Below are 16,026 nucleotides of genomic sequence, written 5' to 3' on the forward strand. Positions count from 1 at the left end.
TTATACATCTCTTTCTCTTAAATAAATAATTTAGGATCGATCCAATCATAGGTAGACGAATGTCCATTCGATTCATCCTCTCGAAGCAAGAAGGAATCACATTTTTCATCGTAATCAAATGGGATAGCCTGCTCATATGTTTGAGGAATGATGTCAGCGTTTCTATATTCACGTGAAGAGCGGTCAATCGGCAATCCATCCACATTATCTTTCTTAAGCTCTTCAACCACAATCCTGCCAATCTGTCTTCCTAATCGAAGCCCTTCCGAATTATCTACGGGATAATGAACACCTGCGAATAACCTGGATTGAGCATTTTCTTCTGCAAGATAATGAAGTTTCTGACGTTCTGCAGGAAAGAAGTAACTTAGAATGACCTCAGCCGCTCCTGAAATGGAGGCGTGGCCTGAAGGATAAGAAGGATGCAAAGGTGTACAAATGTAAGTTGCCAAATGTTGATCCAATTGGTTAGGTCTTGGCACAAGCCATTTGTATTTCAATGTCCAGGCTACGACAAAAGCATCGTTCATACCGCCGAACATCGCACTTAAAATTCGGGCTGCTCTAGGTGCTTCTATCCCGTACGTGTCAATTAGCCGATCTACAATGGGGACCCATTGTTTGGAAGCTGGACCAGTCCCCCAATACTCGGCAATAGTTTTTTCTCGTTCGGATAAATTCGCGACTGTACGCTGTACGACTTTTAATTGAGCGTACCAGTCAATGGTATCCGGATCTTTGATAGCTAAACGAATGGGACGACCATCTAATTTCTTGAATCCGTGGCGCCGGCTGTGCTGAATAAAGTACGTCTTCCAATCTCCGGCATCTGGTTCCACTCCTCCTGCAATTGTAGGAGAATGGTCCGCACCCGCATATGGCAGTTCAGTCCAGAGTGGATAAGCTCTTTTTTCATGAGCCATATCTTCACCCCCCTTCCATATATAGAATATGGAAGGACAATCTTCAGGGTGTAAGCGTTCAATCTCCAGATTCCGTCACCCTCGACTTCCTGCCCGCTGTGTTTTAACCAGGTCAGCATAGAAGCCGTTTTGATCGACCAGCTTTTGATGGCTGCCCTTCTCCACAATTTTCCCTTCTTCCAGAACAATAATTAAATCAGCCGCACGAATTGTATTAAGACGGTGAGCAATGACAAAGCTTGTACGGCCCTTCATCAGTCTAGATAAACCATCATTTATTTTCATTTCTGTCACGGTATCAATACTGCTCGTAGCTTCATCCAATATTAATAAGGCCGGGGATGCGATCATCGCACGGGCAATAGACAACAATTGGCGCTGTCCGTGACTAACTCCTCCTCCATCCGAATCGAGCCAGGTGTCATACCCGTTGGGCAGCCTTGTAATAAAATCATGTGCATGAGCCGCCTTGGCTGCATCCTCTACCTCTTCATCCGAAGCTTTCAGCCATCCATACCGAATATTCTCCCGAATGGTTGTATGGAACATGGTGGCATCCTGCAATACCACTCCCATCTGATTCCTCAAGCTGTCTCGAGTAATAGATTTTATATTTTTTCCATCAATTAAAATTTCGCCCTGATCAGGATCGTAAAAACGGGAGAGCAAAGATATGATTGTTGTTTTTCCAGCCCCTGTAGGACCTACTAAAGCTACTGTCTGGCCGCGTTCTGCCTCAAAGGTAATGTTGGCTAATGTTTGCTGCTTATCCTCATATGAAAAATCCACCGCCCTGAATTCAACATCGCCCATGAGAGTCCCGGCCGCTTCCGCTTGTTCTTCATCCGATTTCTCTTCTGATTCATCTATAACCTGGAAAACTCTTTCAGCGCCAGCAACGGCAGAAAGGATCATGTTGAACTGATTAGCAAGGTCATTTAATGGCCTGGTGAATTGACGAGAATAAGTGGTGAACGTGACAATAATTCCAATAGAAATAAAGCCGTTTAAAGCGAGCAGACCGCCCGCTCCAACTATAATAGCGAAGCTTGCGTTGTTAAGCATATTCATCAGTTTGGGAATAAAGCCTGTGTATACTTGAGCCCAGTAACCGGAGTATTTTAAGGCAGCGTTTTTTGCTTCAAAATCGTCGATCACTCTTTCTTCTCTAGAAAACATCGAAATAATATTCTGCCCAGAAAACATTTCCTCCACGTACCCGTTAACATCGCCAAGATCATTTTGCTGCTTTTTAAAGAATTCTCCTGTTCGCTTCGTAATCCACTTCATACCAAAGTACATGACAGGAACGATGGTTAAGGTCATAAGAGTAAGCATTGGACTCAGCCAGATCATAATAACCACTGTTCCTATGATCGTAAGTACACTTGTGAAAAATTGGACAACGGCTGTATTTAAGGTGCGGCTCACATTTTCCATATCATTGGTTAAGCGACTCATTAACTCTCCCTGCTGACGCTGCTGAAAAAAGATCACGGGAAGCCGCTGCAAATGAGAAAACAAGTGATTTCGCATCGAGTACACGGTGTCCTGCGCTATACCAATCATCCAATAATTCTGAAGCCACAAAAACAATGAATGGAAAGCGTAAATAAGCAGGAGCCATCCAAGCATGATGATCACGTCATTTGAACTTGGTTCAGCAATCGCTAAATCTACCGTGACCCCGAGTAAATACGGACCGAGAAGAGATAGGGAAGAACTTAAGAGGATGACGGCAAGAACGGTATAAAAACGCTTCTTCTTATCTGCCATGTAATGCCAGATCCTTTTTAAAGTGGAACGAATATCATCAACCTTCGGTGGCGCTGTACCGATGCCTTGATGGCGTCGTATGGGAGGACGCCCTGATTTTTCTGCCATTATTCCGCCTCCTCTTGCTGGGACATGTAAACTTCACGGTAGTATGGACTGCGTGCGAGAAGCGTTTGATGAGTACCTTCGGCAATTACATTCCCATCCTCCATAAGAAGGATCTTTTGGGCTTGCTTTAAAGAACTGATTTTCTGAGCGACCATGAACACGGTGCAGGCCTCTTTTTCAAGGGTACGAAGCAACTCCGTCTCTGTATGGGCATCGAGCGCGCTTGTGCTGTCATCCAAAATTAAGATCGCTGGTTTACGAATAAGGGCTCTGGCGATAGATAAGCGCTGCTTCTGCCCCCCGGACAGGCTCAGACCTTTTTGACCAAGGAGGGTATCATACCCGTCTGAAAGAGTAAGAATGAAAGAGTGAATTTGTGCTTTTTTTGCCGCCTCGATGACTTCCTCCATTTCCGCATCCTCATTTCCCCATAGAATGTTATCGCGGATACTCCCTGAAAACAGATGAATGTCCTGAGGAACTAAACTAATCTGCGATCTTATGTGCTTCACATCCAGTTCGCTGATTTCATTATCATCTAAATAGAGTTGACCCGATTGTTTTTCATATAATCGGGGTATAAGTCTTAATAAGGAACTCTTACCGGAACCTGTCTCGCCCAGTATACCTACGGTTTCCCCGGATCGCACATGGAAGCTAACCTGATGGAGAACTTCTTCACTACCTTGCCTATAGGAGACCTGGTCAAATAAGAGACTTCCTTTTAACTCAGGTTTTTTGCCGTTCGTTTCAGAAAGATAAGAAGGGGTGCGTTCTTCCAGCACCTCACCTAATCTGTGAGCAGAAGCATTCCCTCGGGAAAAAACCATAATAAGGAAGGTGAAAATGGAAAATGTAAACATGATTCGGGTGGCGTAATTAATCAGGGCAACCAGTTCCCCTGCCTTCACATTTCCTGCTTGGATATTTTCAGCCCCCATCCAGATGATGAGAAGGATCGTGATATTCATACCCAGCATAACGACCGGCATGGTTGTTTCCATCAGCCAGAGTGCCCGTTTGTTTTTATCAACTAAAGAATCATTCACTTCTTTAAAACGGGTTTCTTCATAATCACCACGGTTGAATCCTTTAATAAGGCGGATGCCGGTTAGGTTTTCACGAATCACTGTATTGACGCGATCTAACTTATTTTGTACAAGCTTAAAAAGTTTCACCCCTTTGAACAACACCCAGAAGAGAAACAGTAGAAATACTGGGACGGCAACGACAATTAGAAGGGCTAAGCCTGCATTAATACTTAAGGCCATGATCACGGCAAACACAATAAACAGCGGAGCCCTGAGCGCTATTCGAACAAACATAAAAAGAAGGTTCTGAATTTGAGTAACGTCGTTGGTCATTCTGGTAATTAATCCAGGCGTAGAAAAAGATTGAAAGTTTTCATTTGTAAAATGCTGGACTTTCGTAAATAGATCTCGTCGTAAATCATAGCCTACTCCCTGGCTGAGCTTTGCTGCAAAAAAAGAATTCGTAATTCCCGCTGCGAAAGATAATAAGGAAAGACCTAACAGCAGCCCTCCCCATCCAGAAACGATCGAGAAATCTTCCTTAAGAATACCTTCATCGATGATTCGTGCCATTAGTAAAGGTTGAACCAATTCCACAACAAGCTCAATCCCCATAAGAGCTAAGGCTATAAATGCAGATGCTTTATAATTTTTGGCATAGGAAAGAATCTTGCGCATAAAGGAGCCTCCGATTATGTAATAAATTGTTTACTATTATACAGGAGTAATGAAAGACAGCCTACTATCTAACTCTCTTTACAACGTTTATCTCCTAGAAGAATGGCTTATGTCGCTTCTCTTTAATCGCACTTTGTTTGTCACTCGTATAAACGCTTAGCAAGAATAGAATAGTAACAAAATTGTAAGTACTTGTCGTCTAACGAAAAACAAAATAAACTTACAGTACCAGTGTTTCGGAGGAAAGAGTAGGTGAATGAGTGAGGAATAATGTTAAACCCATATTCCCAGTTACGGATGAGCTGCTTGAGCTTATAGACTTGCTTGACCGGATTTCAGAGATAGATGAGGATCAATTTGTTCCCCATACCATGAATGTGCTGAATAAGGTCTATGCCCAGGGGATCATAGCCGGGTATCATAAAGCACGTGAAAAGAAGGACCACGAAAATAATTTGAGACGAGGTGAAAAGGGTGAAAGAAAATGAAACAGGTATTGAGATCACCCTGGAGATTGTCTGCGGTAAATGGAAGGGGCTCATTTTATGGAAGCTCCTTCATGAAAAACCCATGAGATTTAATCAGTTAAGACGAGAGATTGATGGTGAAATTTCTTCTCGCATTCTATCCCGTGAACTAAGAAAACTTACAGATGATGGATTAATCGAACGTATAGACTACGAAATGGTCCCACCAAAAGTGGAATACCGCATTACCCCCTACGGCAAAACAACGGCTTCTTTTTTAACCAGCATGAACGAATGGGGACTTGAGCATAAGCGGATGTCAACATCTAGAAAAGAAATGGCCCGGCTTATTAATAAGTAAACCCAGGATGAACTTTGTTAAACTGGCCCATCCAAAAATCAGCTTCCTGAGCGAGTCAGGAAGCTGATTTTTTTATTTATAGAGTTTCTTTTTCTTTAACGGGCGATTCGTTTGATAGAGCTGATAATCATCTTTCTTCTCATCCACAATCCAGTCCCTTAGAATTTTAGCAAGGAGCATACTGTAAACCGTACCGTTATCACCGTAGCCCAATAGGAAGAAGCTATTTGGATACTCTTTATATTCTCCGATCATAGGAAGACCATCTACCATCCCACCGTAAAAAGCAGCTGAATAATAGGCCGGCCTCGTGTTTATATTTGGAAAAAGTTTATTTAACTCTTCCATTAGCCTCTTTCGTTTATGCACAAGCTTTCCATCTCGTTCTTCCGGATGCTCAGTTTCTTCGTCGAGTCCTCCAATAATAATGCGGTTATCTTTCGTCGTCCTGATAAAAACATACGGTCGGGCAGTCTCCCAGATCAACGTACGCTCATACCAGCCGCTAAAATGATCTACCGGGTCGGTCGTTACCGTGTACGTACTTACAAAACGTGCTTTCTTTTCTTTTTTTATGTCCATATCGTGATAGCCTGCAGCATAGATCACTTGTTTAGCACGAATTTGATGACCTCGTTTTGTGGTGATGACAGGTTCTTCTTTCTCGTAATGTTCTCCCGTCATCTTTGTATGTTCAAAAACCCTTACGCCTTTACTGAAAGCATAGTGAAGAAGTCCATGAGTGAAAATAAAAGGATTCATCTCTCCGTCATTTTTAGAGAAAATGCCTCCTTGCTTGGTAAAGGAATAATGCTGGCTGATCCATTCTTCCGTTACCCACCTAGCCGGCGTGCCTCGTCCTTGAAGCCACTCGCACTCCCGCTGCAAAGGAAGCAAGTCAGCCTCCATACTTACGTAATAAAGAGTATCCCTGCGTTTGAATTCAGCATCAAAAGCCATTTGACTGCACGCTATCTCTATTTCATCAATTGCTTCCTGACATAACTGCAAGTGCCTTGTTACATAGTCATCGCCAAAAACATGAACGAGATCTGTAAATAATTTCTCGCCCGAGGATTGGAGCAAGCATGTATTCGTACTGGTGCTTCCTAGACCGATTTCTCCGGACTCAATGACGACCACATCCAATCCCTGATCGGCGAAATAATAGGCACATTGAGCACCTGAACTGCCCCCTCCTACGATTAGTACATCACACGTAATGTCCTCTTCTAGAGCTGGATAAGTTGGTTTATCGCTAAATGTCTCCGGCCAATAAAAGGTTCCTGACTGTATATTCATAATTCCGCTCCTTACCCAATTTGTATAGTATTAGTATGAGTATGAAACGGGTAAGCTATGTCGTTGGATTTCAATTTTTATATAAATCGCTCAGATTATTTTTTATACTGATGTTAAAGATAAGCTCCCATTACTTGAAGACTCGAATCCAAGATAGTTGAGTTATGAGAAAGGACCTCCGGGGGACGATTTCGCTTTCCGTGGGCATGTGGTAAGCTTCCTCAGGCTTCGCCTTCCGGGATCTTACCGATCATGTTCATCCCACAGGAGTCTTCATCGTCCCCCTCCGGACCTTGCCGAATTAGATGATCGATACCACTTAAGACATTCTCTACTTGATGAGAAAAAGCATGTATTAGGAAGCTATTTTCATGCTATAACGATGTGAAATAGCCTGTCATAAAAGTATTTAGGACCGATTACGAAGGAGAGCATTCGCTCTTATAAAAGCGTCCGTTATTCTCACTCGGCTGGGTTGGTGGGGAAATGGCGAGACTCCCATGGGAGAAGGGACTAGGTGAGATCCCGCAGGGAGTGAAACAAGCGAGGAAGCTCACCGTTCCCCCATAGGAAAATGTTCAAATGTGGAATCACCCCGAAAGACACGACCAGCATAAGCCGAGCATCAAAAGGATGGTGGTTTTTCCGTCCGTTGATGAACGGCTTATGTCTCGAGTGTCTGGGTGATGGAACAAGACGAGTTATTTCCCCACCAGCCCTTCTCCACATACCGTAACGAACCCGAATTATCTCGAAACTGAGTCTTCCAGTATACGGCCCTTTAGTGCAACATGTTATTTTAAATATCCACAATAATGTTTAACATTAATAATCGTCTGCTTCAAACGCGATGCCCATCTGTTTTCTGGATTCGCCCAACACGTCAGCCGCGATTAGAGAATGTTCGAAAGAATTGATACTGGATTGCTGTTTACCTTGTTCGACGAGATCAATGAACTCTTCGATCTCATAAAACATCGGATCTTTATCAGCTCTCCCCGGCAAGGTTTCTGTTGTGCCGTCATTGTATCGAATAAGAAGATCTTCAGGTTCAGAGATATTTGGAATAACTATTACCCCTTTTTCGCCTTGAATTTCAGAAGCTGCATAAGAGTGAGTGATTTTCGAGTGGGTGATCACCGCTTCCAGCCCTTCATAACTGGCAATTATACTTCCTTGGCCATCTACGCCCGAGGCAAGCTTAACTCCATTTGCTTTGATGGAAACAGGAGCCCCAAAAAGTACGACCATAGGATAAACCCCATAAATCCCTAAGTCCATATGGGATCCATTCGAAAACTCTGGATTAAATGCATTTAAGACTGTTCCTTCTTTATAGGCATCATAACGCGAGGAATACTTACCATAATTACCAAAATAGCGGCGGACTCGTCCGATTTTGGACAAGTGATCCTGTAGAGTTATAAATCCTGGCATAAGGGTAGATTTAACCGCTTCCATCAAAGCTACGCCTTCTTCTTGAGCAACTTTAATCATATTAGCTACCTCTTGCTGATTGGAAGCCATAGGTTTCTCACAAAGTACATGTTTTCCTTGTTTCATGCAGGTAATGGCTTGTTCTGCATGAAAAGAATTAGGGCTTGCTATGTATACGGCATCGAATTCTGTACTGGAAGCAAAGCTTTCAAGTGAATGGTACGAATGTTTCGCGCCCTGATCAGAAGCAAACTCCCGTGCTCTCTCTTCGGTCCTTGAGTATACGGCCGTTACTTGGAAGCGTTCATGCTGGCCCCCGGCCTTCAAAAACTTTTCTGTAATGGTATTCGTTCCAATAATTCCGAAACGGATCAATATAAACCCTCCTCTTGTTGAATTATTTACTAGTATACAGGAGGATATGGCTGTCCGTGTAGAAGTTTATTTATTCATCTGCTGAAGAGCCAGTTTAGCCAGAACCCGTTGTCCTTTTTCAGTAGGGTGAACATCTCCTTTAATGATGTAATCTGGATGACCTTTGAATGCTGAATTGGCATTCAACAGCTTCACTGAAGTGAAATGACTGAGAAGCTTAATTAAAGAAGCATACTGTTGGTTAATGTAGGCTAATGGTGTATTAAGCTGGTCTCCCGCGGAGGGATAAGGATTGTAAATGTTATACACGAGAATCTGCCCCTCTGTCAGCTGATCAATTAAAACGATCGTAGAATATACATTATATATCAGATCCCTTATCACAGGAGCAGCTTCATCAATCCGAATACCGTCCAATCCTTTATTCTTTTTCACTAAGTTAAGAAGATCGTTCCCCCCAATATAAAGAATGACATAGTCCGCTCCCTGAATAGATTGTCTGAACATATCATTGGAATGAACAGCCCTTAACAGTTCCCCGGATGTTAAACCTGGCACACTGAGATTAGTGACTTCCAAACCTGTTTCTTTCCCAATAAGGTAAGGAAAAGCTTTACTAGGAGGCATGTGGTTATCTTTCGTCAAATTATATCCAAACGGAATAGAATCACCTATGGCTACTACCCGCTCTTCTTGTTTCGAATAAACATTGGACAGGGGCAGCAAACTGAAGATAATGAACATGAATACCATAACTCTTTTAATCATATGCCCTGTCCTTTCTCGTGTTATGTAAAAAGCAGGACGCCGGACGAACCGTGACGTCTTGCTTTATTATTTTTTGCCGATAAACATTTGTGTCCAGTAATTTCCATCCTGGTCATAACCAATTCCAATATGGGTCAAATTCTTGTTCATAATATTTTTACGGTGTCCTGGACTATTCAACCAACCTTTTACAACCTGATCAGCCGTTTCTTGACCGGCAGCAATATTTTCCGCTGCTGTACGATAATCGATTCCGAATTCTTTCAGCATATCGAATGGTGTTCCGTAAGTTGGAGATGTATGAGAGAAGTAGTCATTGGCCGACATATCCTCTGATTTTTTCTGGGCAACTTTAGCTACTTGTCCATCGATTTTCAGTGGCTTCAGACCGTTTTTCTCTCTCGCCTGATTGGTTAATTTCACTACTTCTTCCTGAAGAGCTCCATTGACCTGCCCAAAACGTTCATCCTCTGCATTTCCCTGATCTCTGTCAGGTTCAGCTTTGTTTTCTTCGTTATCCATGTTTGGTGCATCCATCATTCCGTTTGGTCCATTTGGATTTAATCCTTCAAAATGTATGTTAGGGTCGAATCTGTTCTGTCCTGGTGCGGCACCTGGATCCACTGCATTTTGACCCTTCTGCTGAATTCCTTGATCTCCAGGACCAAAACTTACTTCATCAAAGTTATTTTGCTGTTGTTCTCTAGCACCTTCATCTGTGTTACAAGCTGTAAGCATCAGAGACATGATGAAGGCTGTAAACAATATAATTAAACCTTTTTTCATCTTTTATCCTCCTCAGGATTTCTTACGTTTACTATTCTCTCTTATAGGGTTTTTATCCTGAGGCAAGCATTCCAATTTCCACTAAAAAAACCGCTATGTAGAAACATAGCGGCATCGAAAACAGGTCATAATAATCCTGTTAAATATTTGATTGTAAGCGGAAACATACAACCTTCTGTTCTGTCATGGATTCGATCGCAAAACGGACCCCTTCTCTTCCGATACCAGATCCCTTAGTGCCTCCAAATGGCATTTCATCAATACGATAATCACTGCTGTCGTTAATCATTAAACCGCCCACGTCCATGTGTTTGATCGCATAAAAGGCGTGCTGAAGATTATTGGTGAAAACACCTGCCTGAAGCCCATAGTTGACATTATTGGACTTTTCAATTCCTTCCTGCAGATTCATCACTGGCTGGATGATGACGACAGGTCCGAATATTTCTTCTTGTGCAATTCGAGCATTATCAGAAACATCCGTTAACACGGTCGGATAATAAAAGGCACCGTCCCTTTTACCTCCCGCTTCTATTTTCGCCCCTTCCTGAACAGCTTCTTCCACCCACGTCTCAACGCGTATGGCTTCTTTCTCTTCAATCATAGGACCTACATCTGTATGCTCATCCGTTTTATCGCCAACTCTTAAATCAAGGGTTAAATTCACAAAATCCTTTACAAAATCCGGATAAATTTCGTCTTCTACGTAAATCCGCTGAACTCCTATACAGTTTTGACCAGCGGCTGAAAAAGCTCCTGATACACAAGATGAAACCGCATCTTCAAGATCCGCATCTTTTAAAACGATAACCGGGGAATTCGATCCTAATTCCATGCTCACTTTTTTTGTTCCAGCCTGGCTGGAAATTCGCTCACCTGCATCGCCACCTCCTGTAAAAGAAATCATTTTTACAGCTGGATGAGTAACAAGAGGATCTCCTATCTGCTTACCTGATCCTGTAATTACGGACAGCATACCTTTTGGAAGACCCGCTTCTACTAAAGCTTCGGCTAATTTCAGTGCACTCAAAGGTGTTACCGAGGCAGGCTTTAAGACAATCGCATTCCCAGCCGCTATCGCAGGACCAATTTTATGGGCTACAAGATTTAATGGATCATTAAACGGCGTGATCGCACCCACGACTCCTACTGGAAAACGGTAATAGTAACCGGTCCGGTGTTCACTTCCTTCATTTTGATCAAAATTAATCGTTTCTCCCTTTATTCTTCGTGCTTCTTCGGCACTAATTCGAATCGTCTGCGTAGCTCTTTTTACTTCCCCACGGGCTTCTGTAATCGTTTTGCTTCCTTCTGAAGAGAGAATTTGAGCATATTCTTCTGCATGGGTTTCCATATAGTCGGCCGCTTCATTTAATACGCGGATTCGCTCGTGGACAGGCCATGGATCAACAGATTTATATGTGCGGTCTGCTATTTCGATGGCAGCAAGCATATCCTCTTTAGAAGCAGCAGGAACATAGGCAATCAACCTGTTATTCTGAGGATTAAGAACTTCAAATGTATGATCAGCATCAACCCATTCCCCGCCCAGTAACATTTTCATCGTTTTCACTTTTGTCTGCATGGCAGGCTACCCTCCTTATATTTTCGTTGGTGTGCGCTGCTTATGATAGTGAATTAAATCAATCAATAATGAATAACCCGTTTCCGTAAGACCTGCACCTGCTCCAGTAAGCATGATCGACCCAGCTAAATCACATTCATAGACAATCGCATTTGTCGCTCCGGTTACTCCAGCTAACGGATCATCCATAGGAATTCTCTCTGGTTTAACACTTGCCTTCACGCTTCCACTACTTTTTTCTACACGAGCAATTAACCGATACTTTTCTCCGTCTTTCCATGCGTCTTTTATTTTTTCCAAGTTAAGTCCACTAATTCCTTCACACTCTACTTCATATGGGGGGATAGGGGACCTCATTACATGGCTGGATAAAATCGACACTTTATACCGAGCATCATAACCTTCCACATCACTGGTTGGATCAGCTTCGGCGTATCCCAGTTTTTGAGCTTTTTCAAGTGCCTCGTTGTAAGAAAGCCCTTTTTCCATTTCCGTTATCATATAGTTTGTGGTTCCGTTTAATATGCCTTTAATTTCAGTAATCTGATTGCCCGCAAGAGTGGTTTCCGGCATTCTTAAAGCTGGTGTACCGCTCATCACAGTACCTTCGAACCCAAAGAACACTCCCTGATCTTCGGCCAGTTGAACCAGTTCTTCGTAAGCTAGTGCGACCGGACCCTTATTGGTGGTTACTACGCTCTTTCCATGAGCAAATGCAGTCCGGCAATGAGAGATAGCAGGCTCTCCTGTTTTAACATCTGTAAACGTTACTTCCACAATAACGTCAGCATTGGAGTGCCTGATCGTTTCCAGACTGCTCCACCCTTTAACCGTCTGGTGATCCTCCGGGTAAGTTTCTACTGTTGCATGTTCACTTATACCTTCAAATAATAAATCCAAGTTCAGACCATCCGGATGATAAACGGCCCCGAGCCGCATATCGGCTACAGCAACGATTGAAAAATCGAGGCCATTCACCGTGTTAAGGTTTTCCTGGCGTTCTTTCATGATTTTAGCCAGCGACTGACCGACCCCTCCAAAACCAATAAAAGCTATTTTCATTGTCATCAAATGCCTCCCTGCTTTAGTAATTCATACGTACTTTCCGCAAGCACCCTGACTCCATCGCACATAGCAGATTCGTCTATATTGAAATCAGATTGATGGAGATTGGTCACCTTTTCTGTTGCACAACCTAAAAAAAACATGGCACCGGGAATCTTTTGTGTAAAATGACTAAAATCTTCACTGCCCATTCCAAAAGGTTCGTTATATATCGTCATTGGATAAGCTGCTTTTCTGAAAACCGCATTAATTTCCGGCGCGTTATAGAGCGCGGGCTCTCCTTTTTGAACCACTAGATCACATTCTCCCCCCAGGGATGCAACGAGAGAAGGAATTTTATTAATCTCGTGAATAAGCATATACCGGACTTCATTTGAGTACGAACGCATCGTGCCGCGAATCTCTACTTCGTGTGGAATAATATTGTTGGCTTCTCCTGCTCGAATTTTTCCAATACTAATCGTCCCCACGTCCAAAGGATCGACTTTACGCCCATTTAAACTGTACAAATTCTGCAACACGAATGTACTGATCCAAACCGGATCGACGGTCTGATGAGGATAGCCGGCATGACCACCGTCTCCTTTAATAGCAATATGGAACTCATCATTATTTGCCATACTAGGTCCATCATGGATTTGAACCTCTCCACGTTTTCTCCATGGACACATATGAAGGGCCAGTATAGAATCAAGTTCTTCCAGCTTATTGGAGTGCAGCATTTTGACAGCCCCGGTTTCCCCTTGTTCATCACACTTCTCTTCAGCTGGCTGAAAGACAAATTTAACCGTACCCTGAAATCGATTGGCCTTCGCATCTTCTATAAACAAATGAGCTACCCCGAGCAGAATGGCTGTATGCGCGTCGTGACCGCAGGCATGCATAACCCCATGATTTTTTGAAGCCCAGGCGAAACCTGTTTCTTCTTCGATGGGAAGGGCATCCATATCTGCCCGCACTCCGATCACAGCCCCCGGGCCATTGCTTATCGTTGCAATGAGCCCGTAGCCGCCTACGTTTGTTTCAATATCCTCAATTCCCGCTTCGCGCAGGATTTCTTCAACTTTTCTGCTTGTGCGTTGTTCTTGAAAACTTAGTTCTGGATGTTGATGAAAATCTCTCCTCCATTTTACTAAAGAAGAATGAAGTTCTTGAGAGCGTCTAACTAAGTCCGCGTTTTTGGTTCTCACAAACTACACTTCCTCAGCTTTTGACATAAGCTTCAATAGCTTTAAAGGCTTGAGCAAGATCCTGTTTTAAGTCATCAATATCCTCAATTCCCGCGGAGTAACGGATAAGTCCCTCCGGAATTCCCATAGCCAGTCTTTCAGCCGGGGTACATTCAACGTGGCTGGTCGTTCTTGAAGGTCCGACGACTGTTTCGACAGATCCCAAATTAGCCGCCCGGTTCGCGTATTTCAATTTAGGAAGCAGTTGTCTCACGGTATCCACTCCGCCGCGAACTGCAAAACTGAGCATACCTCCAAAACCAGTCATTTGCTCTTTTGCTATGTCGTGGTGAGGATGGTCCTCAAGCCCTGGATAAAATACCGCTTCGACCATATCAAATGTTTTCAGATATTCTGCGATACTTGCTGCGTTTTTATTTTGCTGATCAACTCGGAGTTTCAGCGTTTTCATACCGCGCAGAATCAAGTAGGCTGCCATAGGATCCATAGTGGCACCGTTAATTTCACGATAGTGATAAATAGCTTCTACAAGAGCTCGATCACCGCACACAGCCCCGCCAAGTGCGTCAGCATGCCCTCCAAGGTATTTCGTTGCACTATGGATCACAAGGTCAGCTCCAAGCTCCAACGGATTCTGATTGACAGGTGTAGCAAAAGTATTATCCACGATGACAGTGGCCCCTACGGCTTTACCAGCTGCAGCCATTCGTTTAATATCCGTGATTTTAACGGTCGGGTTGGTCGGGCTTTCGAGATAAAGGACTTTACATCCTCTCGCCACTTCCCTTTCGATAGCCTCATGATCTCCTGTATCACACAAAATCACTTCTACTTGCTGTCTTGGGAGAAATTCCGTGAAAATTTTGTTTGTGCCGCCGTACGTATCTTTAATGGATACGACGCGGTCGCCGGGGAACAGTAAAGTACTCAGCGTATTACTGATCGCAGCCATCCCCGTTGAAAAACTAGTAGATGCATCTGCGTTTTCAAGAATACGAATTTTTTCTTCAAATGCCTGCACCGTTGGATTGGTATTCCGGCCATAAATATGACCCGGTTTATTTCCAATCGCTACTTCATACCATTCATCCATGTCGTCATAACCAAAAGATACACTATGAACGACCGGTACCTGTGTAGCTCCAAAAGCCAACTGTTCTTTTTCCCCGGCCCAAATCGATTTTGTACTGAATTTAGCTTTTTCCATTAATAATCTCCTCCTGAGGTACAAGTAATGAATAGACGTGGCGGGCAATAACCGTATCTTGCACACCCGTCCCTGTAAGATCGCAAACCGTAACTTCATCGGGCGACTGCCTTCCTTGCTTGCGGCCGCTTGTTATTTCTCCGAGCTCAAAAGCCCGGTCCACTGTTTCCTGTTGACCATTCCTTAATTCTCCCAGCCGTACAGACTGCGCTTTTACATCACAAACTAACTGATCCGCTCGTACCAATACCGATGTTTCAAGTTCCTGTTTATGCTCGGCATCAGAGCCCATAGCGGTGACATGCACTCCAGGTTGTAACCATTCCCCTTTTATGAGAGGTTCGGATGAAGGGGTGGTAGTTACCACTATATCGCTGTTTTCTGCGACTTCCTGCGGGTGAGCACAAACCTCTACTGGCAGGCTTAATCGTTCTTCGATATCTTCTTTATAGGCGTCAGCCTTTTTAATATCTCTACCGTAAACCAGCACCCTTTCTATGGGACGAACAAGCGAGAGAGCTTCCAACTGCAGTCTCGCTTGAGCGCCGGTGCCTATAATTCCAGCCGTTCGACTATCCTGGCGACTGAGATGACGGGCAGCTACTGCACCTGCAGCAGCGGTACGTAAGTCAGTCAACAGACCCTGATCTGCAAGAATCGCCATCGGTCTGCCTGTTTCCGCACTCAAGAGAATCATCAGGCCATTCGCACTTGGCAGCCCCATTTGAGGATTATTAAAAAATCCAGAAGAGAGCTTGATAGCAAAACTATCATACCCTCTAATATAAGCGGATTTAATATCGACTTCACCGTTATGTTCGGGGACATCGATTCGCATGATGGGAGGCATTTGCACTTTGTTATCACTTAGCGCATTGAAACCATCTTCCACCAAATCCACTACCTTTTTATCTAAACGAACCACATGTTTAATTTCACTCCTATGGAATAATTGGATGATCGTCAC

The 16,026-nt window shown here is 43.5% G+C and carries 14 protein-coding genes; 2 read left to right on the forward strand and 12 right to left on the reverse strand.

Going from position 1 to position 16,026, the window contains the following annotated elements; all coding sequences use genetic code 11:
• Window positions 1-17 precede the first annotated feature (17 nt).
• The 3 genes from HBHAL_RS18865 to HBHAL_RS18875 all read right to left on the reverse strand — a co-directional run bounded on the left by HBHAL_RS18865 (window position 18) and on the right by HBHAL_RS18875 (window position 4,516).
• Window positions 18-923 carry a vanadium-dependent haloperoxidase gene (locus HBHAL_RS18865; protein ID WP_014645124.1) on the reverse strand — a complete coding sequence of 302 codons (906 nt, stop codon included), beginning with the start codon at window positions 921-923 and terminating at the stop codon, window positions 18-20.
• 75 nt (window positions 924-998) lie between these two features.
• Window positions 999-2,807 carry an ABC transporter ATP-binding protein gene (locus tag HBHAL_RS18870; RefSeq protein ID WP_014645125.1) on the reverse strand — a complete coding sequence of 603 codons (1,809 nt, stop codon included), beginning with the start codon at window positions 2,805-2,807 and terminating at the stop codon, window positions 999-1,001.
• Window positions 2,807-4,516 (reverse strand): ABC transporter ATP-binding protein, encoded by a 1,710-nt coding sequence (locus HBHAL_RS18875; RefSeq protein ID WP_014645126.1) that lies wholly within the window; start codon window positions 4,514-4,516, stop codon window positions 2,807-2,809. The genes HBHAL_RS18870 and HBHAL_RS18875 overlap by 1 nt, the downstream gene beginning before the upstream one ends.
• A 260-nt stretch (window positions 4,517-4,776) precedes the next feature.
• On the opposite strand from HBHAL_RS18875, the gene HBHAL_RS18880 reads away from it, so the two are divergent.
• Both HBHAL_RS18880 and HBHAL_RS18885 read left to right on the forward strand, forming a co-directional pair.
• Window positions 4,777-5,004: a hypothetical protein gene (locus HBHAL_RS18880; protein ID WP_014645127.1), complete on the forward strand. Its 228-nt coding sequence runs from the start codon at window positions 4,777-4,779 to the stop codon at window positions 5,002-5,004.
• On the forward strand, window positions 4,991-5,344 hold the full coding sequence (locus tag HBHAL_RS18885; RefSeq protein ID WP_014645128.1) for a winged helix-turn-helix transcriptional regulator: 354 nt from the start codon (window positions 4,991-4,993) through the stop codon (window positions 5,342-5,344). The genes HBHAL_RS18880 and HBHAL_RS18885 overlap by 14 nt, the downstream gene beginning before the upstream one ends.
• A gap of 72 nt (window positions 5,345-5,416) precedes the next feature.
• On the opposite strand, the gene HBHAL_RS18890 is transcribed toward HBHAL_RS18885, so the two are convergent.
• The 9 genes from HBHAL_RS18890 to HBHAL_RS18930 all read right to left on the reverse strand — a co-directional run bounded on the left by HBHAL_RS18890 (window position 5,417) and on the right by HBHAL_RS18930 (window position 16,026).
• A complete protein-coding gene (locus HBHAL_RS18890) occupies window positions 5,417-6,646 on the reverse strand; it encodes an NAD(P)/FAD-dependent oxidoreductase (RefSeq protein WP_014645129.1) in 1,230 nt (409 codons plus the stop codon).
• Between the two features lie 825 nt (window positions 6,647-7,471).
• Window positions 7,472-8,458, reverse strand: coding sequence for a Gfo/Idh/MocA family protein (locus HBHAL_RS18895; RefSeq protein ID WP_014645130.1), 987 nt, complete (start codon window positions 8,456-8,458; stop codon window positions 7,472-7,474).
• 66 nt (window positions 8,459-8,524) lie between these two features.
• Window positions 8,525-9,226: an SGNH/GDSL hydrolase family protein gene (locus HBHAL_RS18900; RefSeq protein WP_014645131.1), complete on the reverse strand. Its 702-nt coding sequence runs from the start codon at window positions 9,224-9,226 to the stop codon at window positions 8,525-8,527.
• 66 nt (window positions 9,227-9,292) lie between these two features.
• Window positions 9,293-10,012, reverse strand: a complete 720-nt coding sequence (locus tag HBHAL_RS18905; protein ID WP_014645132.1) for a CAP domain-containing protein — start codon at window positions 10,010-10,012, stop codon at window positions 9,293-9,295.
• Between the two features lie 139 nt (window positions 10,013-10,151).
• The gene (locus tag HBHAL_RS18910; RefSeq protein ID WP_014645133.1) at window positions 10,152-11,597 is read right to left on the reverse strand and encodes an aldehyde dehydrogenase family protein; all 1,446 of its coding nucleotides are present in this window, start codon (window positions 11,595-11,597) and stop codon (window positions 10,152-10,154) included.
• Window positions 11,598-11,612: 15 nt separating this feature from the next.
• Window positions 11,613-12,665 (reverse strand): homoserine dehydrogenase, encoded by a 1,053-nt coding sequence (locus HBHAL_RS18915; RefSeq protein WP_014645134.1) that lies wholly within the window; start codon window positions 12,663-12,665, stop codon window positions 11,613-11,615.
• Window positions 12,665-13,852 (reverse strand): M20 metallopeptidase family protein, encoded by a 1,188-nt coding sequence (locus tag HBHAL_RS18920; RefSeq protein ID WP_014645135.1) that lies wholly within the window; start codon window positions 13,850-13,852, stop codon window positions 12,665-12,667. Before HBHAL_RS18920 ends, HBHAL_RS18915 begins: the two co-directional genes overlap by 1 nt.
• A 13-nt stretch (window positions 13,853-13,865) precedes the next feature.
• Window positions 13,866-15,059, reverse strand: a complete 1,194-nt coding sequence (locus tag HBHAL_RS18925) for a cystathionine gamma-synthase family protein (protein WP_014645136.1) — start codon at window positions 15,057-15,059, stop codon at window positions 13,866-13,868.
• A complete protein-coding gene (locus HBHAL_RS18930; protein WP_014645137.1) occupies window positions 15,046-16,026 on the reverse strand; it encodes a cyclodeaminase in 981 nt (326 codons plus the stop codon). The genes HBHAL_RS18925 and HBHAL_RS18930 overlap by 14 nt, the downstream gene beginning before the upstream one ends.

Origin of the sequence: Halobacillus halophilus DSM 2266 (genome assembly GCF_000284515.1) — a bacterium.
Classification (GTDB): Bacteria; Bacillota; Bacilli; order Bacillales; family Halobacillaceae; genus Halobacillus; species Halobacillus halophilus.

What these genes read in the sequence shown, in the direction of transcription:
- HBHAL_RS18875 (WP_014645126.1), bottom strand. Translation starts at nt 4,516, where the DNA reads ATGCGCAAGATTCTTTCCTATGCCAAAAATTATAAAGCATCTGCATTT.
- HBHAL_RS18870 (WP_014645125.1), bottom strand. Translation starts at nt 2,807, where the DNA reads ATGGCAGAAAAATCAGGGCGTCCTCCCATACGACGCCATCAAGGCATC.
- HBHAL_RS18910 (WP_014645133.1), bottom strand. Translation starts at nt 11,597, where the DNA reads ATGCAGACAAAAGTGAAAACGATGAAAATGTTACTGGGCGGGGAATGG.
- HBHAL_RS18905 (WP_014645132.1), bottom strand. Translation starts at nt 10,012, where the DNA reads ATGAAAAAAGGTTTAATTATATTGTTTACAGCCTTCATCATGTCTCTG.
- HBHAL_RS18890 (WP_014645129.1), bottom strand. Translation starts at nt 6,646, where the DNA reads ATGAATATACAGTCAGGAACCTTTTATTGGCCGGAGACATTTAGCGAT.
- HBHAL_RS18925 (WP_014645136.1), bottom strand. Translation starts at nt 15,059, where the DNA reads ATGGAAAAAGCTAAATTCAGTACAAAATCGATTTGGGCCGGGGAAAAA.
- HBHAL_RS18865 (WP_014645124.1), bottom strand. Translation starts at nt 923, where the DNA reads ATGGCTCATGAAAAAAGAGCTTATCCACTCTGGACTGAACTGCCATAT.
- HBHAL_RS18915 (WP_014645134.1), bottom strand. Translation starts at nt 12,665, where the DNA reads ATGACAATGAAAATAGCTTTTATTGGTTTTGGAGGGGTCGGTCAGTCG.
- HBHAL_RS18900 (WP_014645131.1), bottom strand. Translation starts at nt 9,226, where the DNA reads ATGATTAAAAGAGTTATGGTATTCATGTTCATTATCTTCAGTTTGCTG.